The following is a 17,712-nucleotide window of genomic DNA, read 5'->3' on the forward strand; positions in this document are numbered from 1 at the left end:
AACCCAGCGTTTGACTTCTTGCTCCTCGATAGGAGACAGCTTTCTGCCACGCCCCGGCCTAGCTTTAGGTGCCAATGCATCGATGCCTTTTTCCCGTGCAATTTTTAACCAAGGGAAAATGGTTCTGCTACCCAGCCCCAAACTACGAGTGACTTCTGCTGCAGACTCCCCATCAAATACGCGCTGAACGGCGATTTTTCGTATGAGGTGTTGCTCTTCTGTGCTAAGTTTTCTGGCGTCGTATTTCATGCGCGCCATGATACCATGCTGTATTGATTATTTCCGCTCTATTAGTAACCGCGGTCGAACTGCATGCCCTCTACGATCTCCAGCTCATTGACCAGGCCGGAACCCTCCTCGATGGTAATGACACCGTCGCGGCCGACGGTGTCCATGGCCCGGGCGATGATATTGCCGATATCCTCGTCGCCGTTGGCAGAGATGGTGCCCACCTGGGCGATGGCCTTACCGGTGTCGCAGGGGATCGACAGCCGGTGCAGCTGCTCCACCGCGGCGCTTACCGCCTGGTCGATGCCGCGCTTGATATCCATCGGGTTCATGCCGGATACCACCGCCTTGAAGCCCTCCTGCATGATCGCCTGGGCCAGCACCGTGGCAGTAGTGGTGCCGTCGCCGGCCACTTCCGAGGTCTTGGCGGCCACCTCCCTCAGCATCTGCGCGCCCATATTCTGGAACTTGTCCTCGAGCTCGACCTCCTTGGCCACGGATACACCGTCCTTGGTCACCGCCGGCGGGCCGAAGCGCTTTTCGATAATCACGTTGCGGCCCTTGGGGCCCAGGGTGGCCTTGACCGCATCGGCGAGTATCGCCGCACCGGCGATCATCTGGGTGTGGGCATCGGTTCCGAATTTGATTTCCTTGGCTGCCATGGTCCTTCTCATCGCCTCGATGACTTTACAAATGAATAAGGGCCCGCAAGGCCCTTATCGGTAACAATACTCAAACTCCGGCGGCTTCCGTTACTGGACAGTGATCCGCTTGGGTTTGGAGACCTCGCGTTTGCCGATGGTAACGGTCAGCACACCGTCCTTGCCCTTGGCGGAGATCTTGTCGGGGTCGGCGGCTTCGGGCAGGGCGAGGCGGCGGTAGAACATGCCGTGGGAGCACTCGGAGCGCATATAGCCCTCCTTTTTCTCCTCCTTTTCCCACTTGCGCTCGCCGCGGATAACCAGGTTGCCGTTGTCCAGGCTGACCTCGATATCCTTGGGGTCCACCCCGGGGATATCCGCCCGGAGCAGGAACTTGTCGTCCTCCTCAATTACATCGACGGTCGGCGACCACTCGCGGGCCGCCATCTCGCCCTCCTCCTCGAACAGGGAGGGCCAGCGCTCGTTCATGGCCCGGGTGAGCTGGTCGAAATCCTCCTGAAAACGGTGCCACAGGTCGGTGGGCCTTCTGGCTGGGAGTCTCATGGTTTCCTCTCTTCAATTTGCGGGGGGGTAAGTGCCGTTAAACGGCAGGGATTGACAAAAAAATTATAGTCAGCGGAACAGTAGCGGGCGGCTTGGCGGGCGCGGGAATTACTGCCCGGGCGTTCGCGAAGCCGGCTCAAAAACCACGGTCACCCGGTGCTCCCCGCCGTCATCCGCCAGCGGGACGCGCTCGCCGCTGATTCTCTCGCCGTCCAGGGTCAGCTCGGCAATCTCCTGCGGACAACCGCCGCAGTTCTGCACCTCAATTTCATAGCGGCTGCCGCCGAAGCCCAGCGACAGGCGATAGCTGTCCCAGGATTCCGGCAGGCAGGGTTTGATCTCCAGGCTGTCGCCATCGAGGATTCTCGCCCCCAGCAATGCCTCCAGTGCGCCGCGGTACAGCCAGCCGGAAGCGCCCGAATACCAGGTCCAGCCGCCGCGGCCCACATGGGGCGGCACGCCGTAGACATCACCTGCCAGCACATAGGGCTCGGTGCGATAGCGCTCTACGCCCTCGGCGCTGTCGGTGTGGGTGATAGGGTTGATCAGGTCGAAGAGATGCCAGGCCCGCTCGCTGTGGCCGAGGCCGGCGGCGGCCCAGACCGCCCAGGTGGCGGCGTGGGTGTACTGGCCGCCGTTCTCGCGGATGCCCGGCGGATAGCCCTTGATATAGCCGGGATCTTTCTTGGTGCGGTCGAAGGCCGGCTTGAGCAGCAGTATCTGCCGCGCGTCTTCGTTCACCAGGTGTTGGTAGGCGGAATCCATTGCCTCGCGGGCACGCTCGGTCACTTCCCCCTGGGACAGCACAGACCAGGTCTGCGCGATCAGGTCGATCTTGCACTCGTCGCTCAGCTTCGAGCCAATCGGGGTGCCGTCGTCGTAGTAGGCGCGCCGGTACCAGGCGCCGTCCCAGCCACTCTCCTCCACCTGCTGGCGGAAGTTTTCCCCCAACTGCCGGTAGTGCTCCGCCAGCGCCTCGTCACCGATGTAATCACAAAGGGGGGCCATATCGCGGCAGACCCGCAGCAGGAACCAGCCCATCCATACGCTCTCGCCGCGGCCGGTGGTGCTGATGCGGTTGAAGCCGTCGTTCCAGTCGCCGTTGCCGATCACCGGCAGGCCGTGGGGACCCACGGCACTGGCGCGCTCTATCGCGCGGCAGCAGTGTTCGTAGAGGGAACCGGATTCGGCGCTGGTCTCGTACTCCGCGTAGCGCTCGTGCTCATCCTTTTCCAGCGGCGCGCCCTGAAGGTAGGAAACCGGCTCGTCCAGGATTCCGTAGTCGCCGGTGGTACGAATGTACTGGGCGGTGACAAAGGGCAGCCACAGCAGGTCGTCGGAACAGCGGGTGCGCACACCGCGCAGTGGATCCTCGTGCCACCAGTGCAGCACGTCGCCATCCTGGAACTGCCGCGAGGCGGCGCGCAATATATGCTCGCGGGTCCATTCCGGGTGGGTCCACAGCAGTGCCTGCACATCCTGCAACTGGTCGCGGAAACCGAAGGCGCCGCTGGACTGGTAGAAGCCGCTGCGCCCCCACAGGCGGCAGGCCAGGGTCTGGTACGGCAGCCAGCGATTTACCATCAGCTCGGTGGCCTTGTCGGGCACCTCCACCTGCACTCTGCCCAGGTAGTTTTCCCAGAATTGCCCGAACTGGACACGGGCATCCTCAGCTCTGTCCGCATTCCTGAACTCCCTGGCCAGTTCCAGCGCCTGCGCCCGATCGCGGCCCTCCCCCATTGCAAAATAGACCTGCTGGGTCTCGCCGGCGGCCAGGTCGATATGCACCTGGTAGGCGGCGCAGGGATCACCGCCGCACTGCACCCGCCCCGAGAGGCCGATGCGAAACAGCGCCTCCGGCGCTTCCAGTCCCGCGGAGCCGCCGGCGCTGCCGAGAAACTCGTGCCGGTCGGCGGTCAGGCCGTGGGGCGGCAGGCTGGCGGTCAGGAAGGCGACGCCGGGCTTGGGGTCCGGCACGAAGGCGTTGCGGGCCAGCAGCGCATTGCTGTCGGATTCGAATTCGCTGACCAGGTGCGGCCAGCTGCCGGCCCGGGTCAGCCCCTGCACCCATTCCACGTAATAGGTCGCAGTCAGGCGCCGGGGCCTGTCCCAGCAGTTCTTCAGCGTCAGGCGGCCTATCTTTACCGGTGCCTCGCGGTCGACAGTGATGTGCCAGGACTGCTCCAGACCGTGGCTGTTGTGGCGCCATTCTGTATAGCCGGCGCCGTGGCGCACCTGGTAAGGGGCGTCGGCGGGCCGGGGGGCCGGAGTCGGTGTCCAGACCTCGGCCGTCTCCTCGTCGCGCAGGTAGAGCGCCTCGCCGCTGGGGTCGAGCACCGGGTCGTTGTTCCAGGCGGTCAGCCGGTGCTCGCCGCTGTTGCCGCTCCAGGTACAGCAAGAGCCGCCTTCGGACACCAGGCAGCCGAAATCCGGATTGGCGATCACATTGACCCAGGGCGCCGGCGGGCGCTGCCCCGGTTCCAGGTGCAGGATGTACTCGCGGCCGTCGGCGGAGAAGCCGCCGATGCCGTTGTCGAATAACAGGTCATTCCGGCGCTGCAGTTCCGGCGTCGGCTGCGACTCGGACTCGGCGCCGAGTACCGGCACAAAGGGTGGCAGCGGCTGCAGCTGCGCCTGCAGCGTCGCGGTGCCACTTTCCAGTTGCGCGGCCACCGGGCCGGCGGAGGAATCCAGTACCGCGCGGGCGGCCGCCAGCAGTCGAATGCGCTCGGCACCGGGCAGTTCCTGCCCGGCCACCATCACCACCGAGCCGGCCAGCTTGCGCAGGGTGCGCCCGCGGATGTCGGCGATCATATCCTGCAGCCGGTCGCGGGCCTGTTGGGCATAGCCGGCGGACTCCTCGTCGATGATCACCAGGTCCACCGCCAGGCCGCGCCCGCACCAGTAGGTATGCGCCTGCAGTATCGGCTCGGCAAAGCCGATCTCCTGCTCGTTGCGGATCTGCACCAGCAGTATCGGGTTGTCGCCGGAGATACCGCGGCTCCAGAGACCGGGCTGGATGTGGCGGGCGCGGGCCAGGGCCCGCGAGGGCGCGCGCAGGGCGCCGGCGGGGGCCAGTACCAGCGACAGCAGATCCATCATCCAGTGCATGTCCCCGGCGCCGACGCGCAGATTGCGCAGTTCGTGCTCCGATTGCATGCGCGCCAGGTCGAACACCCAGCGCGCCTTGGACCGCGAGCGGTAGGCGCGCAGCGTCGACAGCAGTTCCCGCCGGGATTTGCTCACCCCGGTCAGGTAGACCACTTCAATTTCCGACTGTGGCGGTATCACCACTTCCTGCGCCGAGGCAATCACCGGGTCCAACACCGGGCCGGTGGTGCCGCTGAAGCCGGCCAGCCCGTTCTCCAGCGGCTGCTGTAGGGCTTGGGGCCGCGCCGGCGAGCCGCCGCGGCCGAGGAAGCGCATTCGATCCGTCTCCCAGCCCAGCCGGTGGCGTACATCGGATTGCACCAGCACGCTCGCGGCCAGGTAGATCGGCTTTTCGTCGCTGCCGCGCGGCCGGCGCCGGTAGAGCATCACCTGTTCGTCGGGCAGGTACTGGCTCTCCACAAACAGCTTGGCGAAGGCCGGGTGGCGCAAGTCCTCACGCTCCGGCGCCAGTACCACTTCGGCGTAGTCCGCCAACAGCAGGCGGCGCTCGCGATCGCTCTCGTTCTTGATGATCAGCCGCCGCGCCTGGATGTCGTGCTGGGAACTGAGCGCTATGTGCAGGCGGCAGAAGAGTTCCGCCTCGCGGCGCTGGAGTTCGACGCCCTGGGGGGAGAAACTGGCGGCGCAGTGGCTGGCGTCGCCACCACAGGGCGCCAGTCCCACGGAGAAGAGTTCGCCACTGTCCAGGTCGCGCACATAGCACCAATGCCCCCACTGGTGCCGGGTGGTATCCGGCTGCCAGCGGGTCACGGCGATGTTGTGCCAGTAACTGCCGCCGGCGCCGTCCGCAGACTGCACCAGGGTGTAGTGGCCATTGGAGAGCAGGTTGTACTGGGGGAAGGGTCTCTGTAAGTCGGGCCACCAGCTTTCCAGCGCTACTTCGACGTGGAAGCTGCGCAGGACCCCGGGCCGTTTCCAGGGCCTGAGCGCCGGCGGCGCCGCCGGGATGCGCTCGTGCAGCAGCGGCGTCAGGCCGGCGATGCGCACATCGCTGTGAAAGCGGCGCAGCATGATGTCGCCGTGGAAGAAATTGTTCAGGGCCAGCAGGATCATGCCCTGGTGATGGCTCATATAGGAGCGCACCGTACGCGCCCGGCGCGGCGCCGGCTTGGCGGTGCGGCCGAAGTCGATCGCCTCGTAGAGGCCGAACTGGCCGTAGCCTCCGTGGCTGCGCAGCTGGCGCAGGTTCTGCACCACCGCGTCGGCGCCGAAGGGCAGCGCCATCATTGAGGAGTATGGCGAGACGACAATACGTTCGCCCAGGTCGCGGCGGAAACCGATACCTGGCACGCCGAAGGCGCGATATTGGTAATGCAGGTGGCTGTCGAGTTCGTAGTAGCCGGACTCGGCGATGCCCCAGGGCAGCCCGAAGCGGCCGGTGAACTCCCGGTGGACATCGATCGCGGTGCGACAGGCGCGCCCGATCAGGCTATGGTCCGGGGTTTCCATCAGCAGCCGCGGCATCAGGTATTCGAACAGGGTCGCGCTCCAGGACATCAGCACCACCCGCCGGTGCAGGCGCCGGAAGGGGCGCTCCAGGTGGCGCCAGTGGCGCGCCGGTATATCGCCCTTGGCGATGGCCAGGAATCCGGTCAGCCGCGACTCCGACGCGAGCAGGTCGTAGTAGTTGGGATCCAGCGCCGCATCGGTGACGTTGTAGCCGATATGGAACAGGTGGCGGTCCGGGTCGTACAGGAAGGCGAAGTCCATCTCCTCGACCCAGTCCCGCGCCCGCGCGGCCAGATCCTGCAGTTCGCCGCTGTAGCTGTCGGCGTTTTTGCGCGCCGTCTCGAGGGCGCGACGCAGTTTGTCATTCCAGTCGCCGGCCTCCTCGCGCAGCTGCTCCGCCACGGCGCCGAGGGAGTCCTGCAGTTCCGCGAGTTTTCTCTCCGCCCTGCTGCAGGTTTCCGGCAATGTCGACAATGCGATAGGCGCATCCAGAATCTCCGCCAGGGTGCGGAAACACTCCCCGGCCTTTCCGCTGGCCCGGTATGCCTCCGGAGGTTTCTGCAGCAGCCGCTGCCAGGGCTCCAGCTTTTCCTGGTAGCGCCGCGCGGTTACCTCGTGGCGGTGCAGCTCGTCGAACCAGTGGCGCAGGCGTCCCAGTGCCTCGGCGCTGAAGTTCTTCTCGTCGCTCTCGATAACCCCCAGCATCCGTTCCTGCAGCGCCGGCACTTCCCGTTCGTAGATCTCATTGATGACCTGCCACCAGCGCCCCTGTTCAGCGCCCTCTTCCAGCCGCCCGCGCAGCTCCGCTATTTCCGCCCTGATTTTCTGTAGTTCCGCCGAGGTGGTTGCCACCTCCGGCTGCAGGGCTTCCGTCACCACGCCGAGGGTATCCGCGATACCTAGCACCAGCGGGCGGCCGCTCAGCGGCTCCGTCAGCAGTTCTTCCAAACCGCGGGCCAGGGTCAGCAGGCTGCCGGCCAGGTTGCCGCTGTCCACGGTGGAGACGTAGCGCGGGTTCAGCGGGTGCAGCTCACGGGTCTCGTACCAGTTGAGGAAGTGCCCGCGGTAGCGTTCCAGCCCGCGCATGCGGTCGAAGCTGTTGTTGAGCCGCGCAAGCAGCAGGGTCAGGTCCAGGTAGCCGAAGTCGTAGGCGCTGAGGATGCTCAGCAGGCCGAGGCCGATATTGGTGGGCGAGGTGCGCCGCGCCAATACCGCCAGGGGTTCCTCCTGGTAGTTGTCCGGCGGCAGCCAGTGGTCGTCCGGGCCCATGAAGTGCTCGAAGAAAAACCAGGTACGCCGGCTCAACAGGCGCAGCTCGCGCCTATCTTCCTCGGTCAGGGGCGGGGGTTCGATCCGGTGCGGCCGGTTGATGCGGTGGATCAGCTGCGGCACGAACAGCCAGGCCAGCAGCAGCGGCGCGGCGGGCAGCAGGTTGGCGGGTGCCGACAGGAGCAGACCCATAGTGGCGAGCGCAGCCAGGGCCGGCGAGATCCACAGTTCCCGCCAGGCGCCGTTGGCTGTCAGGGCGCTGCTCACGGAGCGATTCACGTGGGCCGCCGAGGTCCACTCCAGCAGGCGGCGGCGGGAAATGCCCAACCGATAGAGAGTGCGCACTATTGCGTCCAGCGCATTGGCCGCCTGTGCCGGCAGCAGGGCCAGCGATAGCAGCCAGTGCAGGAAGCGCTGTTGCAATACCGCGGGACCGCCGCGCAGGTGGTGGTGGGCACGGCGGAGATCGGCAACGCTGCGCCACAGCATCGACAGCAGTTCCAGCCACACCGGTGCCGCCGACAGCAACAGCAGGCCCAGGGTCCAGGTCCAGGCACTGCCCGGCAGCCAGCCACTCCAGGCCAGCAGGAAGAGTGCCAGCAGGCAGGGCGCCTCCAGGCTGCGGCGCAGGTTGTCGGCGATTTTCCAGCGGTGGATCGATGGCAGCGGGTTGGCTACTTTCTCGCCGCCATCGATCGAAACCCGCTTGCGCAGCCAGGGCAACAGCTGCCAGTCACCGCGTATCCAGCGGTGGGAGCGTCGCAGCAGGGCAAAGATATTGGGGGGGTACTGTTCATAGAAGACCGCGTCCGACAGCAGCGCGGCGCCGCCGATGGCCCCTTCCAGCAGATCGTGACTGAGTATCGCGTTTTCAGGCAGTTGGCCGGCCAGGCTCTGGGAGAAAACCTTCGGATCGTAGATGCCCTTGCCGGCGAATATCGCCTCGCCGAAAAGGTCCTGGTAGGCGTCGGATACCGCGTGGGTGTAGAGGTCGACACTGCGATCGCCGGAAAAAACCTCGGTGAAGACCGTCTCGACAGCGCCTGCGGGATCGGTTTCCAGCCGCGGTTGCAGGAAGCCGTAGCCGGCCACCACCCGCCGGCTGTCTCCGTCCACCTCCGCCCGGTTCAGCGGATGGGCCAGGGCTCCTATGAGACGCCGCGCCGTGCCGGGCGGCATCTGGCTGTCTGCGTCCAGGGTGATGACGTAGCGGGTTTTCTCCAGCAGCGCCCGGTCGCCATAACAGGTGGTGAAACTGTGGTCGTCGTGCCTTTTCAGCAAGCGGTTGAATTCGATCAGCTTGCCGCGTTTGCGCTCCCAGCCCATCCAGCAGTTCTCCGCCGGGTTCCAGCGCCGCTCGCGGTGCAGCAACAGGAAGGGCGCCCTGCCCTCGCTGGCCGCATAGCGCTCGTTCATTGCCTGCAGTGTTTCCCGTGCGACTTGCAGCAGTTCGTCGTCTCCCTCTGCGTTCTGCGAAGCGGCATCGGAAAAATCGCTGAGCACGGCATAGACGAGATTTTCATCGCCGTTGTTGAGGAAATTGATCTCCAGGCATTCGAGGGTTCTCCGCACGTCTTCCGCGTCGGCAAACAGCACCGGCACGACAACCACGGTGCGGCAGCTCTCCGGTATTCCGCGCTCGAAATCCAGCTTGGGCAGTTTGCGCGGCGACAGGCTGTGGGTGATAAGCCCGTTGACCAGCCCCAGCGCCAGGCCGAGCACGGGCACCGCGGCAATCGCCGCCACCAGCAGTGTCAACCCGATGCCGGTTCCGCCCGCGAGCAGGTATACGGCCAGCGCAATCAGCAGCGGCAGGGAGAAGATTGCCAGCGCGGAAAAATAGACGCGGGACGCCCAGTGCAGCAGTGACCGGTACAGGCGCTGGCTGAAGGCCGGGCGGTACTCCAGCGCGGCTTCCAGCTGCGCCCGCCCGTCGCCCACAAGGTAATAGCCTACATGCCGCTGGCGGCTGTCGACTGCCTGATCATCGCTCAGTTCCACCAGGCGCTGGGCCACCAGGTGTTCGGCGCGGCCGCTGCCGCGCGCCAGCTTCTCGATGGCGCTGCGGTAGCTGTCGCGGGTCTCGAAATCCATCTCCCCGTATGCACCCGCCGGATCTGACCGCAGTATCCGCTCCACGCGGTTTAGGGATTCGACGAAGTCGCGCCAGTCGTGGGCGCGCAGTTCGCGCAGGCTGATGATGGCGCTGGCGATGCCGACGCTGCCCCCTTCATCGGCTTTCTGCGCCAGGGCGTCCTCGGCGAACTGTGCCAGCTGCTGAAGCAGGCTGAGGCGCAGCAGTGCGGGCAGCGCCCAGAGTTCGCCGGTGGTGAGTATCGTCTCCTGTTGGTATTCATCCACCAGCTGTTGGATGGACTCGATATCCAGCGGCTGCTCGATGTCGGCCACCAATGCTTCGGCCAGGGCGCGAGCGCGCAGGTCGGTGCGCCCTTCCGCGGCGGATATCTTCGGCAACTGGCGGAGGTAATTGCTTGGCAGGGATTGGCGCACCAGCTCCAGCGCTTCCTGCACCACGTGGCGGTTGTCGAGCAGCCACTCTTCATTGCGGGTACCCTTCTCCCCCGCCTCCACGCGCGCGGCGAGGCGCCGGTAAACATCCTGGAAATCCTTTTCCAGTTCTCGAAGGTCGGATTTGAGCCGGTAGGGGCGCCCGCTATCCACGAGGTGCCGGTGGCGCTTGGCGAGCGCGTCTATGTCCTCGATGCGCTTTTGTGCTTCATCGAGACCCCGATCGTCGGTGCCGGTTTTTGCGGCCCCTTGCGCCGCAGGACGCGATGATTTCGGGCGCCAAAAGAATTTGCGCCCCGCAGAGGACTTGTCCCTTTTCCCGTGTTTCACTTTCATCGATTAGCAGAGCTGTCTTCCGGAAGAGTCGGGTGGCGTATCTCACAAAGGTCGGCGCCGGCCCGCAAGGCCTGCAGCTGGGCTTCGGGCAGGTCCTGGAAGACCAGTACCGGCAGGTCGCTCTGGCACATCACGGTATGGCAAACAGTGCCAGTGACCTGCTGCGCCCCGCTCTGCCAGTCGTGGGCGCTCATGGCAATCAGGTCTACGTTCTCCTCGGCAGCAGTGGTACAGATGCATTCCGGGACATTCTGGGCCACGAGCAGCCGCGGGCGCACCTTGATGCCATTCTGCAGCTGCCGGGCAACTTCCTCCAGGTAGGCCTCGGCGGCGCGGCGGTTGCACTCGACAAATTTTTCCCGCGTGGCGTGTTCCTCGCGGGTGATAGGCATTCGCCGGGGCATCTCCGGCACCGCGATGACCTGCAGCAGGAGTAACTCCACTTCCTCCCCGCGCATCATGGACGCCACCTGGCAGGCCACCCACTCGGAGCGCGGGGAGCCGTCCATCGACACCAGGATGCGGTGATAGGCTCTCTTTTCCGTATCCGCCGGCGTCTCCGCCGGCCGCACGATCATGAAGGAGCGCCCGGAACCGCTGAAGACCTTTTGCGCGGTGCTGCCGAAGTCGAAGCGGCTCACGCCCCCCTTGCCGTAGGCGGTAAACACGATCAGGTCGATATTCATCTCTTCGCAATACTCAACGATCTGCTCGGCAGGTCGCCCTTCAACGACAGACAGTGTCACCGGGATATCCCGTTTGGAGATCCGCTCCGCAAGTCGGTTCAGGTAACTCCTGAGTTCCGCCCGCCGCAATCGCCAGTCCACCGGATCGATAGTCTGCTCGTGGTCATCGGCGTGGGACTCGGACTTCTGTACATGCAGCAGGTGAATTTCCGCACCACTGTTGCGCGCGAGCGTCACTGCGTGGGCAATGGCCTCCTCCGCGAGAGAAGAGCCGTCGAGAGGCAGTAAGATGTGTTTGAAGGGCATGCCTGTTTCCCCTGACCGGATCCGGACAGTGTCGTTATTGACGGTTTGTTTGAAGAAGATACAGGTGTCAGCAGTATTATTTGAGCGGGTCAGGCCCAGTTATTGCCGACCTTCAATATGCGAATTGTGGGATTGCAAGACGCGATTTGAGCTTAGTCGGCTATGGTGAGGAGTACAAAGGAGCGCTTCAACTCGGGTTGAAAGAAGAGCCAAAATGGCGATCGTCGAAGAACACGCAGAATAATGCCGGACGCAAACTTTCGTGCCTGCTGGAGCCGTGGAGGAGACACCCGCCAGCGGCGATCAGATGCTCAAGAGCCCCCCCACCGCCGCTGGATGCCTCGAAGACTCTGGCCGGCAACCAGTGGAATCACGCTCATGACGAGAACCAGCCCCCAGCTCCGCCAGGTGAGTGCTCTCGTTTCCAGCAGGTCGGACAAGCCGGGGAGATATACCGCTGCGACGAGCAAAACAATGCAGAGGGCTATCGCTGCCCATACCCAGGGATTGCGCGTCACTTCATTGCGCAGCATCCCCGACTTCGAACTCCGCAGGTTGAACGTGAACCAGAGTTTCCCGAAGGCCAGCGTGAGAAATGAGATGGTGATGGCCTCGAACTCGGTCACTCTCAGCCAGTGCTGCCCGAGCAAGAGGGCTCCGAGAACACAACCCGCGATCACCGCAGCGAGGCCGGAGATCTCGGCCCAATGATGCCGGGTAAGCACGCCCTCCCCCGGATCGCGGGGCGGCTCGCGCATCTCGTTTCCACTGGCTGGACCGACGCCAAGCGCCAGGGCGGGAAAGACATCGGTGAGCAGGTTCAGATAAAGAATCTGCAACGGCAGCAGAGGCAAGGTCCAACCCGCCACGGTCGCCACTGTCACGGCGATCACCTCGGCCACGTTCGTTGCGAGCATGAATATGACCGACTTACGGATATTGCCGAAAATGACACGGCCCTGTTGAACGGCAGCCACAATGGTCTCGAAGGCGTCGTCCGTCAAAACCATGTCGGCGACCTGCTTAGCGGCTTCGGTGCCGCGCTTGCCCATGGCGATACCAATGTCGGCCTTCTTGAGCGCAGGCGCGTCATTGACGCCGTCCCCGGTCATGGCAACAACCTCGCCGCGGTCCTGGTAAACGCGCACCAGGTTAAGCTTCTGTTCGGGACTCACCCGGGCGAAGATGTTCGCGCGGTAGATCTTGTCGCGCGCCCGATCGTCGAGTTGATCGGGATCGCCAAGTTCGCGGCCGAGCATGACGACCGTCTCGGGATCTTCCTCGTCGCCGACAATGCCCGCTGCATGCGCTATCGCCACGGCAGTTTCCGGCTTGTCGCCGGTGACCATTTCCACACGGATACCGGCGGCCTGGCAGGTGTCGATGGCCGCCTTGACCTCCTCGCAGGGAGGATCGAGCAAACCGACGATGCCGACAAAGCAGAGATCCTCGTACGGTTCCACCTCCTCGGATTCAGCCCACTTGTCCGCCACTGCCAGGATACGCAACCCTTCGCCTGCGAGTGCGTCCGACCGCTCGAGCCACTGGCTGCGCGCATCATCGCCGAGCGGCTCGGCATCGCTGTGCGTGGTCGCGATCCTGGTGCAAACGTCGAGCACCGCCTCTGGTGCGCCCTTCACCGCGACGTAGTACTGCTCACCCTGCCGGTGGAAGGTTGCCATTTTCTTCATTCGCGGCTCGAACTTCTCCACCCGGACCTCGGGCCTCTCTTCCAGCAGCGCAGCCCGTTCGATGCCGAGTATTTTCCCGCCTGCCAGCAGCGCCACTTCCGTAGGGTCGCCCCGCGGGTTGTCCTCGCCCTGGTCCTCTTCCAGGGAGGCGCCATTGCACAGGACGCCGACCTCCAGGGCGCGCCGGATGGTCCCGTGTTGCTCCAGCTCCCGGGGGCGCTCGTCATCGAGCGAGAGGTCGCCGTCGGGGGTGCGGATCTCGCGGAGCCGCATGCGGTTCTCGGTGAGCGTTCCAGTCTTGTCCGAGAAGATCACCCGCGTGGCGCCCAGGGTTTCGACAGCGGTGAGGCGGTTGACCAGCGCATTGCGCCTGGCCATCAGATACATGCCGTGCGCTAGGGCGATGGTGGCGACAATGGGCAGACCTTCGGGAATCGCGGCGATGCCGAGCGCCAGGGCCGTCTCGACGACAAGCGTGGCTTCCTGTCGCCGTATGACCAGGCCGATCACGGCGACGGCGGCCGCGATGCCGATGGTCAGGAGTGCGAGTCGCTGCCCCAGCCGGTCCAACCGTTTCTGCAGGGGGGTGACCATGGCTTCCGCCGTCTCGGCCAGCTCTGTGATACGACCGAGTTCGGTGTGTGCGCCCGTCACCACCGCGACCCCCACGGCCGTGCCATCGGCGATACTCGTGCCCTTGTAGAGCATATTCTTGCGTTCGGCGAGATCCGTGTCTTCGTCAATCGCGTCCACGGTTTTGCTGGACGGTACGGACTCGCCCGTGAGTGGCGCCTCATTGACCCGCAGATGCTCTGCTTCGACCACCCGCAGGTCTGCCGGTACCAGCGCCCCCGACTCGAGAAGTACTATATCTCCCGGCACTATGTCGGCGGCCCGAATCTCTCGCGCTTTTCCCGCCCGCCGCACGCAGGCCTTGTGCCCTCCGAGTTTGCGAAGAGCAGCCATCGAGCGCACGGCTTTCCACTCGCTGACGAACCCCAGGGCCGTGTTGATGACAAGGACGGCCAGCACGGCGAAGCCCTCGGGCAGTCGCCCCGTCGCAAACGCCAGGATGGCCGCACCACCGAGTAAGTAGATGACGATGCTGTGCAGCTGCGTGAGGAGAATACGCCACCACGGGCGCGTCTCTACACGCCGTAACTCGTTCGGCCCATACTTATTGAGACGGGCCTCTGCTTCCTCCGGGGCGAGGCCATCACCAGTCTTAACTTCAAGCTCCGCAAGAACATCCTTGACACCGCGGACGTGCCAGCTTCGCTTGCGCGATTGGTCTTGTTTCATTTCAATCTGAGGGGTCATCTGGTCCAACCCATAGCCCGCGTCACTGACCCTGCAACATTAGTTGAAAAAGTTTCCGGACCCTCCAATGAACGGTTCCCCGTGCCCCGCTTCGGCATCGGGAATAGAGCGCACCGGCCGCCATTGGCCCATACTTTATGAATGGGCCAATGGCCTCCATGACCACTTTGTTGAGAAGGCTGTCATGCGACAGGTAGAGGGTGAGCTACTACTGGACGAACTCGGCATCGAGCATTTGAAAGATGCCGCGGCATTTGGCGCCCTGTCCGACGAGGCGATCGCCTATCTGATGAAAAAAGGGCGCATCCACGCGCTGCGCAAAGGCGAGACACTCGTCAAGGCCGGCCAGCCCTCAGGTTCCTTCTTTATCGTTCTCAAGGGTTCGCTCGCCTATTACCAGGTGTTGAACAACCACGTCGAGCATATAAGCGATTTCCATTTCGGCGAGCAGATAGGATTCGTCACCATGATCGCGCTGACACCCTGGCCGGGAACAACGATAGCCACCAGTGACAGCCTGGTGTTGGAAGTGAATTCAAATGTCTTCTACACCTTTCACTGCGAAATGCCGCTGGACTTCGGCGTACTGCTGATCAACCTGTCCCGGGAGCTGGCGCGGAGAGTCCTGGGTTACATCCAGATGGTGGCGGAACTGAAAAGCACCAAGCGCTGACAAAGCCGGCCAGATGGCCGCGGCCACACAGCCTGCGAAAAGACTATGTCCCGACAGACGATCCGCAAAAGAAGCGAAGACTGGGAACTGGTGCCCAACCTGCTGGACTACGATGCGGCTCGGGAACACTTTTCCTGGGGGTACGAACAAGAAATGCTGGACGGCCTGCCCGGCGGCGGCCTCAATATCGCCCACGAGGCGGTGGACAGACACGCCTCCGGTGACAGGCGCGAGCACCTGGCGCTGCGCTGGCTGGGCAGGAACGGCGAGGCGACGGATTTCAGCTATGCCGACCTGAGTAAACTGACCAACCGTTTCGCCAATGTGCTGCGCGACCTGGGGGTGAAAAAAGGCGATAGGGTATTCGCCCTCAGCGAGCGCCTGCCGGCACTCTACATCGCCGCCTTGGGCACGCTGAAAAACGGCAGTGTTTTCTGCCCGCTGTTTTCCGCCTTCGGCCCCGAGCCGCTGCACTCGCGCCTTTCCATCGGCGAGGCCAGGGTGTTGGTGACCACCGAGGGGCTCTACCGGCGCAAGGTCGCATCGCTGCGCGAATCCCTGCCACAGCTCCAGTACATATTGCTGGTACGGGACCAGACCCAGCCCCAGGGCGAACCCGACGATACATTGGATTTCCAGCAACTGCTGGACGGCGCCTCGGACACCTTCTCCATCGAGAATACAGACCCCGAAGATCCAGCGCTGCTGCATTTCACCAGCGGCACCACCGGCAGGCCCAAAGGTGCCCTGCACGTGCACCAGGCGGTGCTGGCCCACCACGCCAGCGCGCGCCTGGCGCTGGACCTGCACCCGCAGGATATCTTCTGGTGTACCGCCGACCCCGGCTGGGTGACCGGTACCAGCTACGGCATTATCGCGCCGCTGACCATTGGTGCGACGATGATCGTCGACCGGGAGGAATTCGAGCCCCAGCGCTGGTACGGCATATTGCGCGATCACAAGGTCAGCGTTTGGTACACCGCACCCACCGCGGTGCGCATGATGATGAAGTACGGCGCCGAACTGGCGCGGCGGTTCGAACTGCCGGCGCTGCGCTTTATGGCCAGCGTCGGCGAACCCCTGAATCCGGAGGCAGTACTCTGGGGCCAGGAGGCCTTCGGCCTCCCCTTCCACGACAATTGGTGGCAGACCGAGACCGGCGGCATCATGATCGCCAATTTTCTCAGCCAGCCGATCCGCCCCGGCTCCATGGGACGGCCACTGCCGGGCATAGAGGCGGCCATAGTGCGCCCGCGTGAGGACGGCTCCGTCGAAATCGTTGAAGAGACCGGCAAGGAGGGAGAGCTGGCTCTGAAACGCGGCTGGCCATCGATGTTCCGCACCTACCTGCACGAGGAGGAGCGCTATAAAAAGTGCTTCCGCGGCGACTGGTACCTGACCGGCGACCTGGCGCGCCGGGACGGGGACGGCTATTACTGGTTCGTCGGCCGCGCCGACGACGTGATCAAATCCTCCGGCCATTTGATCGGCCCCTTTGAGGTGGAGAGCGCGTTGATGGAGCACCCGGCAGTGGCCGAGGCGGCGGCGATAGGCGTGCCGGAGCCGGTGGCCGGGGAGATCGTAAAGGCCTTCGTATCGCTGAAACCCGGTTTCGAGACCGGCGAGGCACTGCAGCGGGAGATACTGGCACTGGCGCGTAAACGCCTGGGCCCGGCGGTGGCGCCGCGGCAACTGCAGATCGAGAGCAGCCTGCCGCGCACCCGCTCCGGCAAGATCATGCGGCGGCTGCTGAAGGCGCGCGAACTGGGCCTGCCCGAGGGCGACACCTCCACGCTGGAGGGCAAGGAATGACAGAGAAACCCTCACAGGTCAGCCGCGAACAGGGACTGCGCTGGCTGAAGGATATGACCCGTGTGCGCCGCATGGAGGAGAAGTGCGCGGAGATCTACGGGCAGGAAAAGATCCGCGGTTTCCTGCATCTGTATATCGGCGAGGAGGCAGTGGCCGCCGGTGCCATGCCGGAACTGGGCGAGGACGCGGCTGTCGTCGCCACCTACCGCGAGCACGGCCACGCCCTGCTGCGCGGCATCTCCATGAACGCCATCATGGCGGAGATGTTCGGCAAGCTGGAGGGCTGCTCCCGCGGCCGCGGCGGCTCCATGCACCTATTCGATGCCGGGACCCGCTTTTACGGCGGCAACGCTATAGTCTCCGGCGGACTGCCCCTGGCCATAGGTCTGGCGCTGGCGGACAAGCTGCAAAAGCGCCAGCGCATCACCGCCTGCTTCTTCGGCGAGGGCGCGGTGGCCGAGGGCGAATTCCACGAATCCCTGAACCTGGCCGCCCTCTGGCAGCTGCCGGTGCTGTTTGTCTGCGAAAACAACCTCTATGCCATGGGCACCGCCCTTGCCCGCTCTGAATCGGTGACCGATATTCACCGCAAGGCGGAGGGCTACGGCATCTACTCCGCCGCGGCGGACGGTATGGATGTGACCTCGGTGAATACCGCGGTGCGCGATGCTGTGAAAAAAATCCGCGAAGAGCAAACACCGGCCTTCCTGGAAATGCGCACCTACCGCTTTCGCGCCCACTCGATGTTCGACCCGGAACTGTATCGCAGCAAGGAGGAGGTGGACCAGTGGAAGCAGCTGTGCCCGGTGGCCACCCTGACCGCGCGCCTGAAGGCGCAGCAGGTGATCGACGACGGGGATATCGCTGAGATTGAAAATGCGGTTACCGAGGAGATCCAGGCCGCCATCGACTTCGCGGAGGCGGGACACTGGGAGCCTCTGGAGGACCTGATGAAGGACGTCTACACCGAATGAGGCCAAACGAAACCACCCTGTAGGAGCGGCGGGGCGGCCATCCGCCCATGGCCGCAATCAATA

The 17,712-nt window shown here is 64.3% G+C and carries 8 protein-coding genes and 1 pseudogene; 3 read left to right on the forward strand and 6 right to left on the reverse strand.

Annotated elements, in window-relative coordinates:
• The 6 genes and pseudogenes from AC6R19_RS11345 to AC6R19_RS11370 form a co-directional block, all read right to left on the reverse strand.
• Positions 1-249, reverse strand: a 249-nt coding sequence (locus AC6R19_RS11345; protein WP_500579929.1) for a helix-turn-helix domain-containing protein, incomplete at its 3' end; no start/stop codon positions are given.
• Between the two features lie 44 nt (positions 250-293).
• A pseudogene (locus AC6R19_RS11350) lies at positions 294-890 on the reverse strand (TCP-1/cpn60 chaperonin family protein); the annotation flags it as partial.
• A gap of 90 nt (positions 891-980) precedes the next feature.
• A complete protein-coding gene (locus AC6R19_RS11355; protein ID WP_500579930.1) occupies positions 981-1,433 on the reverse strand; it encodes an Hsp20/alpha crystallin family protein in 453 nt (150 codons plus the stop codon).
• Between the two features lie 108 nt (positions 1,434-1,541).
• Positions 1,542-10,187: a GH36-type glycosyl hydrolase domain-containing protein gene (locus tag AC6R19_RS11360; RefSeq protein WP_500579931.1), complete on the reverse strand. Its 8,646-nt coding sequence runs from the start codon at positions 10,185-10,187 to the stop codon at positions 1,542-1,544.
• Positions 10,184-11,179, reverse strand: coding sequence for a universal stress protein (locus tag AC6R19_RS11365; protein WP_500579932.1), 996 nt, complete (start codon positions 11,177-11,179; stop codon positions 10,184-10,186). The genes AC6R19_RS11360 and AC6R19_RS11365 overlap by 4 nt, the downstream gene beginning before the upstream one ends.
• Before the next feature lie 311 nt (positions 11,180-11,490).
• Positions 11,491-14,190 carry a cation-translocating P-type ATPase gene (locus AC6R19_RS11370; protein ID WP_500580019.1) on the reverse strand — a complete coding sequence of 900 codons (2,700 nt, stop codon included), beginning with the start codon at positions 14,188-14,190 and terminating at the stop codon, positions 11,491-11,493.
• Positions 14,191-14,374: 184 nt separating this feature from the next.
• On the opposite strand from AC6R19_RS11370, the gene AC6R19_RS11375 reads away from it, so the two are divergent.
• From AC6R19_RS11375 to pdhA, 3 genes are read left to right on the forward strand one after another with little or no spacing between them, the layout of a single operon-like run.
• Positions 14,375-14,863, forward strand: coding sequence for a Crp/Fnr family transcriptional regulator (locus tag AC6R19_RS11375; RefSeq protein WP_500579933.1), 489 nt, complete (start codon positions 14,375-14,377; stop codon positions 14,861-14,863).
• 45 nt (positions 14,864-14,908) lie between these two features.
• The gene (gene acsA / locus AC6R19_RS11380; protein WP_500579934.1) at positions 14,909-16,675 is read left to right on the forward strand and encodes an acetate--CoA ligase; all 1,767 of its coding nucleotides are present in this window, start codon (positions 14,909-14,911) and stop codon (positions 16,673-16,675) included.
• Positions 16,672-17,649 (forward strand): pyruvate dehydrogenase (acetyl-transferring) E1 component subunit alpha, encoded by a 978-nt coding sequence (pdhA, locus tag AC6R19_RS11385; RefSeq protein ID WP_500579935.1) that lies wholly within the window; start codon positions 16,672-16,674, stop codon positions 17,647-17,649. Before acsA ends, pdhA begins: the two co-directional genes overlap by 4 nt.
• Positions 17,650-17,712: the final 63 nt, after the last annotated feature.

This window comes from Microbulbifer sp. SE14, assembly GCF_059834885.1.

Bases quoted from the DNA above. Each gene is read 5' to 3' on its own strand.
- AC6R19_RS11355 (WP_500579930.1), bottom strand. From the start codon at position 1,433: ATGAGACTCCCAGCCAGAAGGCCCACCGACCTGTGGCACCGTTTTCAG.
- AC6R19_RS11360 (WP_500579931.1), bottom strand. From the start codon at position 10,187: ATGAAAGTGAAACACGGGAAAAGGGACAAGTCCTCTGCGGGGCGCAAA.
- AC6R19_RS11365 (WP_500579932.1), bottom strand. From the start codon at position 11,179: ATGCCCTTCAAACACATCTTACTGCCTCTCGACGGCTCTTCTCTCGCG.
- AC6R19_RS11370 (WP_500580019.1), bottom strand. From the start codon at position 14,190: ATGACCCCTCAGATTGAAATGAAACAAGACCAATCGCGCAAGCGAAGC.
- AC6R19_RS11375 (WP_500579933.1), top strand. From the start codon at position 14,375: ATGCGACAGGTAGAGGGTGAGCTACTACTGGACGAACTCGGCATCGAG.
- acsA (WP_500579934.1), top strand. From the start codon at position 14,909: ATGTCCCGACAGACGATCCGCAAAAGAAGCGAAGACTGGGAACTGGTG.
- pdhA (WP_500579935.1), top strand. From the start codon at position 16,672: ATGACAGAGAAACCCTCACAGGTCAGCCGCGAACAGGGACTGCGCTGG.